This window comes from Streptomyces sp. NPDC001530 (assembly GCF_042894545.1).
Lineage (GTDB): Bacteria > Actinomycetota > Actinomycetes > Streptomycetales > Streptomycetaceae > Streptomyces.
In genome coordinates this window covers 74614-90269 of the sequence record NZ_JBIAVS010000009.1, presented here as the reverse complement: position 1 = coordinate 90269, position 15656 = coordinate 74614, and the positions used below count along the sequence as shown (strand labels likewise).

Below are 15656 nucleotides of genomic sequence, written 5' to 3'. Positions count from 1 at the left end.
GGGGGCACCGTGGCATCAGCCGACGGCGGTCGTCGCGGCGGCCGCCTCCCGCAGACGGCGGATCACGCCGCGCACCGCGGGCGAGGTTTCGCCCCTGCGGTGGGCGCCCACCAGCCGGGTGGTCAGCGTCACGTCCGCCAGCGGGCGGTACGCGACACCCGGTATCTGTACGCGGCGCAGCGAGTCCGGCACCAGTGCCACGGCAAGACCGCCACCCACCAGAGTGAGGGCGGCGATGAAGTCCCGTACCGGAGGCGCGCACTGCGGGGTGAAGCCCCCCTGCTCGGCCACCTCCAGGATCTGGTCGCGGCAGCCGTACTCCTCGTCGAAGTGCGGGGCCACGAACCGCTCGTGGCGCAGCTCCGCCGCCGGCACCGCCTCGTACGCCGCCAACGGGGCGCCGTCCGGCAGCGCCAGCACGACCTCCTCGGTGAGCAGGCAGGTGGCCGTGACCCCGGCCGGGTACTCCGGCCGCCAGCGCAGGAAGCCGACGTCGATGTCCCCGCAGGCCAGGGCCTCCAGCTGGGCCGGTGTCTCCAACTCGCGCACCTGCACAGTGAGGTGGGTGTCGGGGGCCGCGCACCGGGCGAGGACGTCGGTCAGCACACCGGAGAAGGCGGCAGAGGCCACGTAGGCGATCTCGGCGTGCCCCAGCTCCCCGCGACCGGCACGCCGGCCAACCGCCTCCGCCCGGGCGGCCTGCGCGAGGGTCAGCCGTGCCTCTTCGAGGAACAGCCGCCCGGCGCTGGTGAGCGCCGGGCGAGTGCGTCGTCCGCGGTCGATCAGGCGGACCCCCAGGTGCGACTCCAGCGCCCTGACCTGGGCGCTGAGTGCCGAGGGAGCAAGATGCAGCCGGTCCGCCGCCCGCGCGAAGTGCAGTTCCTCCGCGACGGTGACGAACGATTCCAGCCAGCGCAGTTCCACCGGCTCCTCCGTCCTGCCGGGCCTGTACTGACGAGAGCACCGGCCGTCCATGCCCTGTCGGAAGAACAACCCGCGGCGGCATCAGGGCAGAACAGGTCCGCCGCGGGGTGAGTAGGGGACTTCAGGGGATGACAACGTAGTTGCTGAATCCGCCGTCGCGGTCCTCGAGTCCCGAGATCGCTTCGTTGACGCGGGACAGAGGGAACGGCTTGGCCTGCAGGTAGGACAGATCCAGGGCGCCCGTGGCCACCATGTCGGCGAGTTCCTGCCCCTGCGCGGTGCTGAACCAGTTGGAGCCGATCAGCTGGACCTGCTCGTCCATGAGCCACTTCACGTCCACGGGCAGCCGGTCCGCCACTCCGCCGACGTTGACCACCTTGCCGCCCCTGCGGACGCCCTGCATGGAGTCGAGCATCGTCTCCACCGGGGCCTTGGCGCCCAGGGCGCTGATCACGTAGTCCGCGCCCTCGCCGCCGGTGCGGGACTTCGCCCACTCACCGGTGGAGCCGTCACCCAGCCGGAAGACCTCGACGCGCTCCGGGTCCAGTTCCTTGACGCGCTTGAGGAGCTCCTCGTTGCGGCCGGTCCCGAGGATCCGGGAGGCGCCGGAGGCCAGCGCGAGCACGGTCGACGCGACACCGAGGGTTCCCGTGATCCCGTCGATCAGCGCGACCTGGCCGGGGCCTGCCGCGGCGTTCTTGAGGGCCCCGTAGGACGTGCCGATGTAGCCCAGCTTGCCGGCCTGCTCGAACGTCATGTTGTCCGGGATGTTGACGATCGAGTACTGCGGAGCCGTCATGTACTCCGCGAAACCGCCGTAGGGGTAGAGGTCGAAGATCCGCTGCCCGTCACGGGAGGTGCTGAAGTAGCCGTTCAGGGTGAAGTAGCGGCACCGGCTCAGTGCACCGCCCCGGCACACCTGGCAACTCCCGCACCCACGCAGGGGGTTGACGTACACCCGGTCACCGGGCCTGGTGTTCAGCACCGCCTCGCCGACCTGCTCGACCACGCCCGCGGCGTCCAGGCCGAAGATGGCGGGGAATTTCGGCAACGGCTGGTGCGGGAACCAGGTCGGCCAGTTGTTGATCACGTTGGCCATGTTCGGCACGATCCCGCACGCCCTGACCCGCACCAGCACGTCGGTCGGCCTCGGGGTGGGGACGTCGATCGTGTCCACGGACATCGGCTCACCGAGCGCGTGCAGTCGTGCAGCGAGCATTTTCGCCATTGAAATACTCCTTGAAACTGCTCCGTCCCGATGACCGGGGACGGAGGCATTCTTTGCGGCGACCGAGGCAGCGGACCGGCGGCTCGGTAATCACATCTCACGTATTGACGGGCCCTACGGCGCCGAGTCCTACGAATTCGGGAAAGTGTGCGGGTAATTGTCCTCGAGGTCGATGTCCAGCAGCCCCATGATGCGGACGCCGGAGTTGTACCAGGCGATGGACAACGACAGTTCGACCATCTGCTGGTTTGTCAGGTGGTCGGCGGCGGCATGCCACGTCTCCTCCGAGACGTCCACCAGGAGCGTGGACTCCTTGGCGAGGCGCATCACCGCCTTCTCCGTTCCGTCGAACAGGTCGGACGACTCGAAGTCGGCCACCGCCGCGAGCTGTTCCTCGGTGAGCCCGGCCTTGAGCCCGTGCGACTGGTGGTGCGCGACCTCGTACGCCGACCGGGTCGCGTACCCCACGGTCAGGATCGCCAGTTCACGCAGCTTGGGGCTGAGGTCGGCGGCCCGCAGCGAGTTGGCGTAGGTCAGGAAGGCGTCCAGCTGGGTCGGCGCGCCCGCCAGAGCGAGGAAGATGTTCGCCGTCGGCACCTTGCGCTCGGCTTCCAGCCGGTCGTACAGGGGCTTCTGCGACTCGTCCGCGTCCTCGCGGCGCAGGTAGGGGACTCGTGCCATGGCGTCTCCTGGGGACGGAAGGGTCAGTGTGCGGACTGTTCGAGCAGGAACCGCTCGAGCGACATGGGCTTCGGCAGCTCGGCCGGCGGGATCTGCGGCGCGCCGACGAAGGGCGACGCCTCGAAGTACCACTTCTCCAGGGCCGGGAGGCCCCAGCGGGCGTTGGTGCTCAGCGATCCCGCGTCCCAGCGCACCGGCTCGATCTCGGTGTCGATCGTCTGGTAGTGGCTGTTGAAGACCTCCACCCGGTGCCCGTCGGGGTCGCGGAGGTAGGCGAAGAGCATCCCGCCCGGACCGTGACGTCCGGGGCCCCGCTCCACGCCGTCGCCGTAGCCGAGGATCCCCGCCCAGTCGCAGGCGGTGAAGAGGTCACGGCTCTCGGAGACGGTGTAGGCGAAGTGGTGCAGGGCGGGCCCGGTGTTCTCGACGATCGCGAGGTCGAGGCAGGTGCCCTTGCGGTACATGAACGCACCCAGCAGCTTGTCGCCGTGCTCCAGGTACTCCGAGTTGCGGAAGCCGAGTTCGCTGTAGAACGCGCACAGCTCGTAGGTGTCGGGCGCGAAGATCTGGTAGTGGTCCAGCCGCTGCGCGTGGGCACCCTTGTAGAGCTCGAAGTTGATGTGCAGCCGCGGTCGGGTCTCCATGTGCGCGCACAGTTCGAGCGGCGTGCCGATGGGGTCGCTGACGTGCAGGGTGCGGCCCTGGTACGGGACGTCGACCCACTCGGCGGGCAGTCCTCGCTCGCGGAACCAGGCGTACGCGAGGTCGAGGTCCTCGTCGAAGAAGACCCGGAAGCCGATCCTCTTGCTCATGCCCGCACCCTCTTCGTCCAGCTCCAGGACGAGGCTGTGGTGGCAGGCCTCGGCCAGGCCGCGCAGGTAGCAGGTGCGCTCGTCCTCGTCGCTGACGACGAGCCCCAGCACGTTCACGTAGAAGTTCCGGCTCTCGTCCAGATCGGCGACGGTGAGACGAACGTGACTGGAGCGGGTGATGTTGAAACTCGGGCGCAGATTGACGGGTGGCAGCATGCTGGTCTCCGTGCTCGGATCGGCTCTGGATTTCGATGACTGTAATACTTCGAGGCCGTTTTACGGCTTGGTCGTAAAGGACCCGGACCCGGCGAACGGGAATGCGGACCATCCGCTGAATTCCGCGGATTCGCCGAGGGACTCCTCGATGCGCAGGACTTCGTTCCACTTGGCCATGCGTTCGGAGCGGGTGAACGAGCCCACCTTGAGTTGGCCCGCGTCCCAGCCGACGCTCAGATGGGCGATGGTGATGTCCTCGGTCTCCCCGGAACGCGCCGAGACGATCGTGCCGAAGCCGGCATCCTTTCCGGCCCGCAGGGCCTGGAACGCCTCCGTGACCGTACCGGCCTGGTTCGGTTTGACGAGGACCGCGTTCGCCGCTCCGCTGGTGGCCGCGGCCTCCACCCGCTTGGCGTTCGTGACCAGGTAGTCGTCGCCGATCACCTGGCAGCGGTGGCCGTAGCGCCGGGTGAACTCCACCATGCCCTCGTGGTCGTCCTCGCCCACCGGGTCCTCGACGGACAGGATCGGATACTGCTCGATCCAGTTGCCCAGCATGTCGATCAGCGCGGCGGTGTCCAGGGTGCGGTCGTCCAGGGCCAGCGTGTACTGCCCGGCACTGCCGAACTGCGAGGCAGCGACGTCCAGCGAGATGCCGACCTGAGCCGAGGGCGCGAAGCCCGCGGTCTCGATCGCCTGGGTCAGCGTCTCCAGCGCCTCCTCGTTGGAGTCGAACGCCGGCCAGAAGCCGCCCTCGTCGGCGACGCCCTGGGCCTTGCCCGCCTTCCGCATCAGACTGCCGGCGGCCCGGTAGATCTCCGCCGTCCAGTCCAGGGCCTCGGAGAAGCTCCGCGCCGCGGGGCAGACCACCATGAAGTCCTGGACGTCGACGCGCCGTTCCGCGTGGGCGCCGCCGCCGAAGATCTGGATCTCCGGCAGCGGTATGCGGACCGGCCGTCCCCCCGCCAGGTGCTGCCACAGGGGTACGCCCGCCGACGCGGCGGTGGCGTGCAGGACCGCCATGGACGTGGCCACGATCGCGTTGCCGCCGAGACGGCTGCGGTCGGGGGTTCCGTCGAGGTCCACCAGAAGCCGGTCGACGGCTTCCTGATCGGTCGTGTCGAGATCCAGGAGGGCGGGCGCGATCTCGTGGTTCACCGAGCCCACCGCCCGTTGGACGTCGAGGCCGCCGAAGCGGCTGCCGCCGTCGCGCAGGTCGAGCGCTTCGCCCTGGCCCGTCGAGGCCCCCGCCGGTGCGATGGCCCGCCCGATCGCGCCGTCCGCGAGGTGGACCTCGACCTCGACGGTCGGCCGACCGCGTGAGTCCCACACCCTGCGGCCGTAGAGCTTGGCGATCCGCGCGTCTGTCATTGCGGTGCAACCTTTCGGAGTGCGGACGATCGGGGTGATGAGCGGGGGTCTGTGCCTGTCATCGGGGGACGCACCTTCCAGCAGCCGGAGGTGTGGGGAAGTCCTCGCCACGTCCTCGCCGAACGAGCGCGGACGGACCCCGCGGGGCGGCACCCGGGTCGGCGCGGCGGTGCTGGGCGCGAGCGAAAAGGAGATGACGAGGGTTGCTCATCCACTGCGACTCTTGTCGTGCTAACGATAGCGCAATCGTGCGAAGTGTCGGCAGCTCTGTCAAGAGGTGGGTGGCGCTCCGATCCCGTGGTCGCGTCGTTCGTTTGCGTCCCCTTGGTTCATCGGGACGCTAATGCTATCGTTCGCACACTCCATGACGCTCTGGCAAGAACTCCGGCGGACCCGCGCTCTCCTGGACGGACGGACAGCACAGGCAGCGTGGGTCCGCCGGGCTGGATCGCGGCCGACAGGAAAGCGAGCCCGACATGACACCCCAGCCCTCTGTGGCGCCCATGACCCTCACCACCGTGGTGGCCAGCACTCGCCCCGGACGTGTGGGCAGATCTGTCGCGGACTGGTTCACCGTCCGGGCCGCGGAGTGCGACCAGTTCGAGTCGCATACCGTCGACCTGTACGAACTCGCTCTGCCCTTCTTCGACGAGCCGCATCCGCCCGCCCTGCAGCGGTACACGAAGAGCCACACCAAGGAGTGGAGCCGGATCGTCGACGCGTCGGACGCGTTCGTCTTCGTCACCCCGGAGTACAACGGCGGCTTCCCCGCCCCGTTGAAGAACGCGTGGGACTACCTCGTCGTGGAGTGGCAGCACAAGCCGGCCGGGTTCGTCGGCTACGGAGGCGTCTCGGCGGGCACCCGGGCGGTGCAGATGGCCAAGCAGGTCGTCGCGAACCTCAGGATGCTGCCCATCGGTCCGACCGTGAGCATCCCGTTCGTCAACGAACTCGTCGAGGGCGGCGATTTCAGGCCCGGCAAGATGCACGAGGCCGCCGCTGAACAGATGCTCGACGAACTCGCGCGCACCGCCCGCGTCATGCGGCGGCTGCGCGGCGGAACGTACTGACCTGGTGCGGCACAGGCGAAGGCGCCCCGAGCGATGTGCTCCGGGCGCCTTCGGCGTCTGCGGGTGAGGCTGCCCATGGCTCAGTCGGACTTTGACGGAGCCTTTCCGTCAGGGGGCGCCGTGCTGCCGCGCAGGATCAGCGATCCGGGGGAGACCGACGTGTACGGGCCGTCGTTGCTCGGCTTGGTCTTGAGCCGGCGCATCAACCACAGTGCGCAGCCGGTGGCCATCTCCTGGATCGGCAGACCGATCGTGGTGAGTCCGGGGCCCCACCAGGAGAACCCCGGCTCGTCCCCGAACCCGACCACGGACAGTTCCCCGGGCACCTTCACGCCCTGATCGGACAGTTCCTCCAGGACCCCCAGGGTGAGCTGGATCGATCCCAGCACGAGCGCGGTGGGCGCATCCGGGCCCTTCAGCAGTCGGCGCGTCGCCTGGCGGCCGTGGTCCACGGACGATGGCGGCCCCAGCTCCGTGCGCCCGGCATCGTCCGGCAGGCCGCCTTCGCTCAGGGCGCTGCGGAAGCCGCGCAGACGCTCCGCACCCGTGGGCAGCTCCTCGGGGCCGCCCAGATAAGCGATGCGGGTGTGGCCCAGCGCCACCAGGTGGGCCGTGCCCTGGCGCAGTGCCTCGTGGTCGTCCACGCCGAACCACTGGGAACCGAGCGACGGGTGGCGGCGCAGCAACTGAAGGTGCGGCAGGCCGCGCAGGAGCTTGACGGAGTCGCCGTGCGGGCGTGCGGTGGGCACGATGATGACGCCCGCCACGCGGTTCGCGGACAGCTCCCGCAGGTGGCGCAGCTCCACCATCCGGTCGTCGTCGGTCTCCGAGAGCATCAGCTGGAAGCCCTCGGCCTCCATGTTCTTGGACAGCTCGTGCGCGATGGTCGAGTAGAAGCTGTTGCGGATGTCCGGGATCACCAGCGCGACCACGTTGCTGGACGCCCCCCGCATCATCCGCGCCGCGCGGTTGCCGACGTACCCCATCTCGGAAGCGGTCTGGCGGACCCGGAACTTGGTCTCCTCGCTGATGCGGGGATCGTCGGAGAGTGCCCGGCCGACCGTCGAGACGGAGATCCCGAGGCGTTCGGCGATGTCCCTGGTGGTGATCACGTAAGGGCCCCCTCGAGCTGACTGATCCCGTTGCCGTCACTTTCTGTATGCCAACGATAGCACTCTCGTCGCGCTCCGTGGTCGGCGAAGTGGGGCGCCGGGTTGATCATCATCGTCATGCTAACGTTAGCACTGCTGGATGGGCCGTGCAGCCGCCCGCGGCTGCCTAGTTGCGGAGGTGTCCGTGCGGATCGTCAGGTATGCCGTCGGCGGCGTGCGTCACTACGGAGAAATCGAAGCCGGTGACGCCGGGATCGCGAGATTCGAGGGTGATCCCTTCACCGGACTGTCCCCTACAGGCCACGTCGACAAAGTCGGCGACGTGGTCATTCTTCCGCCGCTGGAGCGACCCCGGATCTTCGGGTTCGCCTACAACTACGCCTCGCACGTCGACGAGACCGACCGCGAGGTTCCGGAAGTTCCCGTGTGCTTCATGAAACCGAGCACCGCGGCGATTGGACCGGATGACGCCATCGTCTATCCGGCGGACGGTGAACTGATCCATTTCGAAGGCGAGTTGGTCGTCGTCATCGGAAAGGAAACCCGCCATGTGAAGCCCTCCGAGGCTCATGAGTACATCCTCGGCTATACGTGCGGCAATGACGTCAGCGACCGCATCGTCCAGCGCAAGGAAAGCACATTCGGAACGCTTCTGATCGGCAAGGGACAGGACACCTTCGCTCCCCTCGGACCGGTGATAGCGACCGAACTCGACCCCTCGGCACTGTCGCTGACGACCCGTGTGAACGGCATCGTCGTGCAGTCGGCGAGCACCGCCGACCTGCTGCTCTCCGTTCCCGACATCGTCAGCTACCTCAGCCGCTACGTGACGCTGCTGCCCGGAGACGCGATCATGACCGGCACGCCTGCCGGCGTCGGGCCGATCCGCCCCGGAGACGAGATCGAGGTCGAGATCGAGGGCATCGGCGTGCTGCGCAATCCGGTCGTGGCCGAGAGTCTCTGACTCCGGACGTCCGCCGGGCGACCTCGCAGCGGGGCCTGCCCACCGCTCGGCGGTGGGCAGGCCCCGGCGGGTCGGCTTGCTAGCGGACCGCGTTGTTGAACTGCGAGGGGCGGACGAAGACCAGCGCCAGGACGCCTGCCAGCGGCAGGACCGTGACCTGCAGCAGCCCTGCCCGGCTCCAGCCGAAGGAGTCCACCAGGGTGGCGAAGAGCAGGCCCGAGAACGCCGCCGTTCCGTAGTAGCTGGTGACGAAGAGACCGGAGGCGCGTCCGATCTGTTCGGGACGGACGGACCGCTGCATCGCGCTGTTGGTGTTGGGGTAGACGAAGCCCAGGCCGAAGGCGCCCATGAGGAACGCGAGCCCGCACTGCACGCCGACTCCGGCGTGCGTCTCGTAGACGCACACGCTGATGGCGGAGACGGCGAGCAGGCTCAGAATCAGCAGGTTGCGCTGGTTCACGCGGTCGCCGAGCCAGCCGCCGAGAAGGGCCAGCATGCCGCCGAAACCGAGGAAGCTCATGGCCAGTGCGGCCTGCTCGGCGGTGTAGTGCAGCGAGGTGATGAGGAACGTCGGATAGAGGCCGAGGAACCCGTAGATGGCCACCCCGCTGACGACCGAGTGGACGGCCAGCGCAAGGGAGTTGCGGTTGTAGGCGGAGGCCGGCATGTACTCGTAGGTCTTGGCCGCGACGACCTTCTCGGCGGAGTGCTCGGTCAGGCCGGTTTTCACGAGGAACAGGGAGGCGGCGGCGATCAGCAACCCGGCTGTGCCGAACAGGTAGAAGGGCGAGTGCCAGGTGCCGTGCATGCTCATGAGGCGGACGCCGACGAGCGGGGCGATGAACACGCCGACGGAGTAGCCCAGGCCGATGACGCCGAAGGCGAGGCCGCGCCGGTGGACGAAGAAGGCGCCGATCGCCGCGAAGATGGCGGCGGACTGCATGCCCTCTCCGAAGCCGGAGATGACCCGGTACAGGGTCATGTCGGCGAAACCGGTCGCCAGCGGCGTGGCCATCGTGCCCAGGGAGTAGATCACGATGCTGACCAGCAGCACGGTCTTGCGGCGGAAGCGGTCCAGGAGGTAGCCCGCGGGCAGACCGGCCAGGGCCATGCCGAGGGTGAAGTTCGTCGCCAGCAGCCCGCCCTGCTCCAGGGAGAACCCGTACTCCGCGCGGATGTTGGGCAGGAGAGGGGGGAAGACTTGGCGGTCCATCGCGTTGACCATGTAGGACAGGACCACGAGCAGGAAGCCCATGCCGATCATGACGCGGGAAATGGGGACACGGCTGCTTTCCTGCGTGTCGCCGACGGGCACCGCACTGGTGTCGACTTGCGCTGCGTGAGTCATAGCGGCTCCTGAGGAGGAATGGGCCGCGGCAGGCCGCGGCGGATCCATCGCCGTACGGGGCCGTACGGGCGATGACGAGAAGCGGTGAGCTGAACACGGACTCGAGTCGGCGACGGCAATGGCGTCGTCGACTGGCGGAATGGGAGCGACGGGCTGCCGCGCGGTCGGACACCGCATGCGGAATTCAGCCGTATATCGCCCGTCGGGGACGTCCGTGGCTATGGCGTCTTCGACAGCCGGACCTCGTGCGGACACTTATCGGTCACACGGTCGGCGCTGGCAGAAACCATGAAGGGGAAGTCTCGGGCGCGTCAAGATGTGAACACCGGATTTCTTCCGCGTTCCTCGTTTTCCCGTGATGGCGGGGTTCCTCGGCTCGGAACGGACCGTGCCGCGGGGGTGTCGGTGCTCGGGTGTGCGCCGTGCTCTTGACGTGTCGAAGGCACTGAATGCTATCGTTAGCACGACGTGGCTGTGACAGAGTGATTCGACGTGCCCCGGCATCTCGTGACCCGTTCCAGGGGCGTACTGCGGCGCCCGCCCCGACCACAAGTCGGCGAGCGCCGGCGACACCCGACCTGAGCCCCAGCGACCCCCTCCACCACCCCCATGGCGGCCGACGGCCCCATCGGACAAGCCGACGGCCGCCTTCCGGGTGGCGATCAGACCCGCTCATCGGATGCGATCGGGCGCGACGCCCGGCCGTCCGCTGCGACCGCACGATTCTGCGAGGACGACCTGCCATGAAACCACCGAGCCGCCCAGGCACCGTGCTGCTCACCGACTACGCCTGGCCCGACGACTCCGTCGAGCGATCGGTCATCGAGGAGGCGGGCCACACCCTGGTGACCGGCCCCGCCGACCCCGCCTCCGCCGAGGCGATCGAGGAACTGGTGGCCGAGCATCGGCCCGACGGGATCCTCACCTGCTGGGCGCCCGTCTCCGCCACCGCGATCGGCACCGCGCCGGATCTGCGGATCGTGGCCAGGCTCGGGGTCGGGCTCGACAACATCGCCGTGGACGCCGCCACCGAGCGCGGTGTGTGGGTCACCAACGTGCCGGACTACTGCGTCGAGGAAGTCTCCGACCACGCCGTCGGCATGGTGCTTGCCTGGACACGAGGCCTGGCCCTGTCCGACCGGGAGGTCCGCGCGGGCCGTTGGAACCCCGCCGGCGCCCGGCTGCGCCGCCTGTCGACGCTGACCTGCGGCGTCATCGGATACGGGCGCATCGGACGCGCCACCGTGCGCAAGCTCGGAGCGTTCGGCTGCCGGATCCTGGCCCACGACCCGCACCCGCCGAAGGACGCTCCCGGAGTGGAGATGGTGGGCCTGGAGGAACTGCTGCGCCGCAGCGACGTGGTGATCCTCCACGTGCCGCTCACACCCGGCACGCACCACATCATCGGCGCCGAGCAGCTGGCGCTGATGCCACCGGGCGGCCTGCTGGTCAACGTCAGCCGGGGCGGTCTGGTGGACACCGACGCGGTCCTCAAGGCGCTGGACAGCGGGCACTTGGACGGAGCCGCCTTCGACGTACTGGAGACCGAACCGCACGTCCCCGCCGGGCTGTTGGACCAGCCGGGCGCTCTCCTCACCCCGCACATCGCCTTCTCCTCCGACGCCTCGGTCACGGAACTGCGCCGCCGCGCCGCCGAGGAGGTCGTACGGATCCTGGCGGGCGAGGCACCGGCCCACGCCTGCAACAGCCCCCTCGGTCTGACCACGGGGTCGGGTGACCGGCGATGAACTCGCCCTCCGCGCAGGTGAATCCGGGCCCCGTGCCCGACACCGCGCTGGCCGATTTCCTGATCGCCCACCAGCTCGCAGGACCCGGCGAAGCCGCACGCTGGACGCCGCTGGCCGGCGGTGTCTCGTCCGACCTGTGGCGAGTGGACCTGGCGGGACGCTCCCTCTGTGTCAAACGCGCCCTGGCCAAGTTGAAGGTCGCCGCCGACTGGCAGGCGCCGGTCTCGCGCAACGCCTACGAATGGGCGTGGATGCGGTTCGCGTCCCGGCACCGCCCGGACAGCGTGCCCGAACTGCTGGCCCACGACCCCGATGCCGGCCTCTTCGCGATGGCATACCTGCCCCCCGACCGATACCCGATGTGGAAGGCGCAGCTGCTGCGCGGCGAGGTACGGGTGGCGACCGCGGCGGCCGTCGGCGAGCTGCTCGGCAGCCTGCACGCGGCGAGCGCGGGCGACGCCGCCCTCGCCGCGGAGTTCGCCACCGACGACAACTTCCACGCGCTGCGCATCGAGCCGTACCTGCTGGCCACCGCCGCCGCGCACCCCGGTCTGAGCGACATCCTCCAGGGCCTCGCCGACCGCACGGCCACGACACACCTGGCCCTGGTGCACGGTGACGTCAGTCCCAAGAACATCCTCGTCGGCCCGTCGGGGCCCGTGCTGCTGGACGCCGAGTGCGCCTGGTACGGAGACCCGGCCTTCGACCTCGCTTTCTGCGTCAACCATCTGCTCCTCAAGAGCCTGGTGGTGCCCGGGAGCCGAGCCGATCTCCTGCGGTCCGCCCGGGTGCTGACCGAGGAGTACGTCCGGTGCGTCGACTGGGAGCCCCGGCCGGCCCTTGAGGCGAGGGCCGCGTCACTGCTGCCGGCGCTGCTGCTCGCGCGCGTGGACGGCAAGTCCCCGGTGGAGTACCTCACGGACGACCGGCACCGGCTGTTCGTACGTACGGTGGCCTCGGCCCTGCTCCGGGCACCCGCCTGCACGGTGGCGGGCGTCGTGGACGCCTGGGCGACCGCGCCCGTGCCCTCGACCGAGCCTGGCAGCCGCCGACCCGACTGACCCAGCCGATTCGACGGACCCAGCCGATTCGACGGACCCAACCGATTCGACGGACCCAACCGATTCGACGGACCCAACCGAGGAGATGGGGAGAGAGGCATGCGCAGAGTCGTCACCGGCCATGACGAGAACGGCAGGTCGGTCGTCGTCAGCGACGGCCCCGTCCCGCGCAGCCGGGAGTTCACCAGTCTGCCGGGCTGGGTGTCCCGTCTGCCGTGGGCCACCGAACCGGGTGAGCACGTCAGCCGGACCGGGGAGGACCCCACGCCGAAGGTCACCAGCCTGCTTCCGGCGCCGGGCGGCACGCGGTTCATCGTCCTGACCTTCCCGCCGGACGCCGCGATGGCCGACCCGGCGTTCGACCCCGTCGCCTTCGACCGGGAACAGCGGGCCGACTCGCCCGGCATCGCCGACCTCATGGAGCCCGACGGCATGCACACGACGCCGACCGTGGACTACGGCATCGTGCTCCAGGGCGAGATCGTCCTCGAACTCGACGACGGCCAGTGCACTCGGCTCTCGGCAGGGGACATCGTGATCCAGAACGGGACCCGCCACGGCTGGCGCAACCGCAGCGACCAACCGGTCACGATGGCCTTCGTCCTCGTCGGCGCGGAGCACGAAGGCTGACGGGGCCGGAGCCGCAGACGACGCCGCAGCCGGTTCACGGCCCGCGGGCTCCGCCGTTCCGCCGCCGGGCGAACGGGGTTGCCGCCATGCGGAGTCGCGTGGCCACTCCTCAACTTTCGCTACCGGTGGTTCGTTACACCCAGCTGTCGTATCGGGTTTGACGGTGGTGTGGCCCGGTCGCGAGGCGGTGACAGAGGCAACTGCCCTGCTGGGAGCTGAAGATGACGGTGCGCTCGTTGTCCGGTCCGCGCTGGGACCGTCGAAGCAGTACGGCCCGCTTCGATAACCTGCTGTGCGTGCCACGGGACCGGAACGAGACGAGTGACCTGCTTGGCTGGGCCAGTAGGTGTCGGTGGGGGCTCGGCGGCGGTGCAACGGCTGTGGCTCTTCTTTTCGGAGTCCGCTCACCGAGCGCCGCTCGCTCGGCTCGAGTCGATGCGGCGCGGCCCTGGGCGTGGCCGTACCGGGCTGTCAACCGGTCGGTTCCCCGGCACTGGCGCTGGCGCGCGGCGCGTTACTCGTGATCATGTCCGTGGGCAGGCGCCGACGCCGTGGTTACGGCGTCGGCGGTCGGTAGGGCTGAAGGCGTCGTCCGGCGTGGCTTCCCGCGGGGGGCCGGAGCCCCTGTGGGAAGTGCGGCGCCGTGGAGGGGCGAGCGGCGATGAACGCCCAACGGCTGTCAGTCGGTTGTCCGTGGTACGTCCGGACCGGCGAGCGTGTCCTTGGCGTACTGGAGGAAGGCACGCGCCCCCGATTCCGACGCCTGGCCATCTCATAGGCAGGTGCCGCCGCGCGGGCTGACGATGCCCGCCTGTTTCCCGATGTCCTGAGAAATCACCCGCGGCGATCCAACTCGCCGCGGGTGAGCCTTTATTGCCGATGTGAACTCCGCCGCTTCGAGACTGCGTGCCATCACCGCCGGATACGACCGACACACCTCCTCGGTCTCCCACCTCCCAGCCGTCCACGAACCTGGTGGACCCAGCCGTCTTCCTGCGTCCGAACCGGAACAGGCTCGACGTGCGCCTGCTCGGGTACGGATGTTCTGCTGCTGCAGTTCTGTGCCCGCGCAGGCAGCCCGCTCAAGGCGTGGCCACGAGTGAGTAGTTGTCGGTGTACGCCTGCAGCTCGGAGCTCTGGGCGCTGTAGAGGATTTTCGTCTCGGTGGAGGAGGCGTCGAGGACGACCTTGACGCCCAGGTTGCTGGTGATGTTGTTGGTGGCCAGGAAGTTACGGGCGCCACCGGCGACCAAAATGATCGCCGGGTCGGCCCCCGACGGGGTGATGTTCGCGGCGGGCACGGAGAAGGAGAACTGGTTGGCGGTCACGGCGTTGTCGTCGCCGTTGATGTGGACCAGGCCGTAGAGGTCGTCGAAGCGGGTGCTGGTGCCGTCGCCGTACACCCGGCGGAAGTGGTTGCCGGAGATCAGGCTGCCCGAGCTGCCGCTCAGCAGCGCGATCATGCTCGGGAAGTTGCTCTGCAGCTTGTTGGCCGAGATGGTCGAGCGGTTCGAGTTGGTGAGGGTGATGTTGCAGGCCCACAGGATGGTGTTGCCCGAGATGAGGACGCCCTCGGCGTTCTCCGCGAAGACCGAGTAGCCCGCCCAGGCGCTGATGAGGTAATTGTTGGTGATCTTGGCGACCTGCGAGGCGCCGGTGAGCTCGATGCAACTGCCGCATTCGGCGATGAAGTTGTTGGTGAAGTTGCAGGCGTCCGCGCCCCCCACGACCATGGCGTGTTCGAGGTAGACGAAGCCCATCCCCTCGAAGCGGAACGCGTCGTTGTCCGACTGCACGGAGATGCCGATCTTGGAATTGCCCGGCGTGTACGGCTTCGAGGACGACACACCGTCGAGGCAGAAGTCCTGGAAGACGATGGAGTTGAGTCGGCCGACATCTGCGGGCGACCCGGAGCGCTGCACCAGGAATGCCTCATTTTTGCCGTCGGTGTTCTTCACCCGGATGTGGCTCGAGCCCGGCTGAACCTCGATCCAGGACCCCGTGGAGGAGTCGTCCCGGATCGCCTCGGACAGGAAGCCGTGCCCGGAGCCCTTGATCGTCAGGAAGCTGACGTCGATGTGTACCCGGGTGAGCAGGTCGTAGTGGCCCGGCGGGATGTAGATGACGGCGCCGGGTCTGGTGTTCTGGGTGGTCTGCCGGGACTTGATGTCCGCGATGATTTCGTTGATCACCTTGCCGATGTCGGTGTACGGGGAGACGCTGCCCGGGAAGGTGGTGACGTCGTAGACGGTGTCCGCCATGGGGTGTCCTTCCGGTCGAGGGTTCTGGTCAGAGGAGGCCGGCGATCGCCGAGTACGACGGATGCGGCTTGTCCTCGGGCTCGCGAGGTTCGGGGCGGTCCTGGGCGGCGGCATGCGCTTGCCGAGACGGTGTCGCGTTCAGGAACGCCACTGTGGTCAGCGCCGAGAGCGCGGCCCCCCTCAGCAACGTGCGCCGGGATGGGGTGAGTGGTTGGGCAGAGTCCTCCATG

At 68.8% G+C, this 15656-nt stretch carries 14 protein-coding genes; 5 read left to right on the top strand and 9 right to left on the bottom strand.

Features of this window, described 5'->3' with window-relative positions; all coding sequences use genetic code 11:
• Positions 1 to 15: 15 nt before the first annotated feature.
• From ACFY0T_RS19665 to eno, 5 genes are all read right to left on the bottom strand, one after another.
• Entirely contained in the window at positions 16 to 924 is a 909-nt protein-coding gene (locus ACFY0T_RS19665; RefSeq protein WP_388871761.1) for a LysR substrate-binding domain-containing protein, read from the bottom strand.
• Between the two features lie 121 nt (positions 925 to 1045).
• Positions 1046 to 2152, bottom strand: coding sequence for an alcohol dehydrogenase catalytic domain-containing protein (locus tag ACFY0T_RS19660; protein WP_388871758.1), 1107 nt, complete (start codon positions 2150 to 2152; stop codon positions 1046 to 1048).
• 129 nt (positions 2153 to 2281) lie between these two features.
• A complete protein-coding gene (locus tag ACFY0T_RS19655; protein ID WP_388871756.1) occupies positions 2282 to 2833 on the bottom strand; it encodes a carboxymuconolactone decarboxylase family protein in 552 nt (183 codons plus the stop codon).
• Between the two features lie 23 nt (positions 2834 to 2856).
• Positions 2857 to 3861, bottom strand: coding sequence for a VOC family protein (locus ACFY0T_RS19650; protein ID WP_388871753.1), 1005 nt, complete (start codon positions 3859 to 3861; stop codon positions 2857 to 2859).
• Positions 3862 to 3921: 60 nt separating this feature from the next.
• A complete protein-coding gene (eno, locus tag ACFY0T_RS19645) occupies positions 3922 to 5232 on the bottom strand; it encodes a phosphopyruvate hydratase (RefSeq protein WP_388871751.1) in 1311 nt (436 codons plus the stop codon).
• 503 nt (positions 5233 to 5735) lie between these two features.
• Between eno and ACFY0T_RS19640 the strand changes: the two genes are divergently transcribed.
• Entirely contained in the window at positions 5736 to 6302 is a 567-nt protein-coding gene (locus ACFY0T_RS19640; protein WP_388871749.1) for an NADPH-dependent FMN reductase, read from the top strand.
• An 80-nt stretch (positions 6303 to 6382) separates the two neighbouring features.
• Here ACFY0T_RS19640 and ACFY0T_RS19635 read toward each other — a convergent pair whose 3' ends face one another.
• Entirely contained in the window at positions 6383 to 7414 is a 1032-nt protein-coding gene (locus tag ACFY0T_RS19635; protein WP_388871746.1) for a LacI family DNA-binding transcriptional regulator, read from the bottom strand.
• Positions 7415 to 7598: 184 nt separating this feature from the next.
• Between ACFY0T_RS19635 and ACFY0T_RS19630 the strand changes: the two genes are divergently transcribed.
• The gene (locus ACFY0T_RS19630) at positions 7599 to 8378 is read left to right on the top strand and encodes a fumarylacetoacetate hydrolase family protein (RefSeq protein ID WP_388871743.1); all 780 of its coding nucleotides are present in this window, start codon (positions 7599 to 7601) and stop codon (positions 8376 to 8378) included.
• A 79-nt stretch (positions 8379 to 8457) separates the two neighbouring features.
• Here the strand turns inward: ACFY0T_RS19630 and ACFY0T_RS19625 are convergent, their stop codons facing one another.
• Positions 8458 to 9726 carry an MFS transporter gene (locus tag ACFY0T_RS19625; protein ID WP_388871740.1) on the bottom strand — a complete coding sequence of 423 codons (1269 nt, stop codon included), beginning with the start codon at positions 9724 to 9726 and terminating at the stop codon, positions 8458 to 8460.
• A 743-nt stretch (positions 9727 to 10469) separates the two neighbouring features.
• On the opposite strand from ACFY0T_RS19625, the gene ACFY0T_RS19620 reads away from it, so the two are divergent.
• The 3 genes from ACFY0T_RS19620 (at position 10470) to ACFY0T_RS19610 (ending at position 13165) form a co-directional block, all read left to right on the top strand.
• Entirely contained in the window at positions 10470 to 11474 is a 1005-nt protein-coding gene (locus tag ACFY0T_RS19620) for a C-terminal binding protein (protein WP_388871737.1), read from the top strand.
• Complete coding sequence (locus tag ACFY0T_RS19615; RefSeq protein ID WP_388871735.1) at positions 11471 to 12535, top strand: phosphotransferase family protein; 1065 nt, start codon at positions 11471 to 11473, stop codon at positions 12533 to 12535. Before ACFY0T_RS19620 ends, ACFY0T_RS19615 begins: the two co-directional genes overlap by 4 nt.
• 99 nt (positions 12536 to 12634) lie before the next feature.
• Positions 12635 to 13165 (top strand): cupin domain-containing protein, encoded by a 531-nt coding sequence (locus ACFY0T_RS19610; protein WP_388871732.1) that lies wholly within the window; start codon positions 12635 to 12637, stop codon positions 13163 to 13165.
• Positions 13166 to 14247: 1082 nt separating this feature from the next.
• Here ACFY0T_RS19610 and ACFY0T_RS19605 read toward each other — a convergent pair.
• Both ACFY0T_RS19605 and ACFY0T_RS19600 read right to left on the bottom strand, forming a co-directional pair.
• Positions 14248 to 15426, bottom strand: coding sequence for a NosD domain-containing protein (locus ACFY0T_RS19605; protein ID WP_388871730.1), 1179 nt, complete (start codon positions 15424 to 15426; stop codon positions 14248 to 14250).
• 28 nt (positions 15427 to 15454) lie between these two features.
• Positions 15455 to 15655, bottom strand: coding sequence for a hypothetical protein (locus ACFY0T_RS19600; RefSeq protein ID WP_388871727.1), 201 nt, complete (start codon positions 15653 to 15655; stop codon positions 15455 to 15457).
• Position 15656 lies beyond the last annotated feature (1 nt).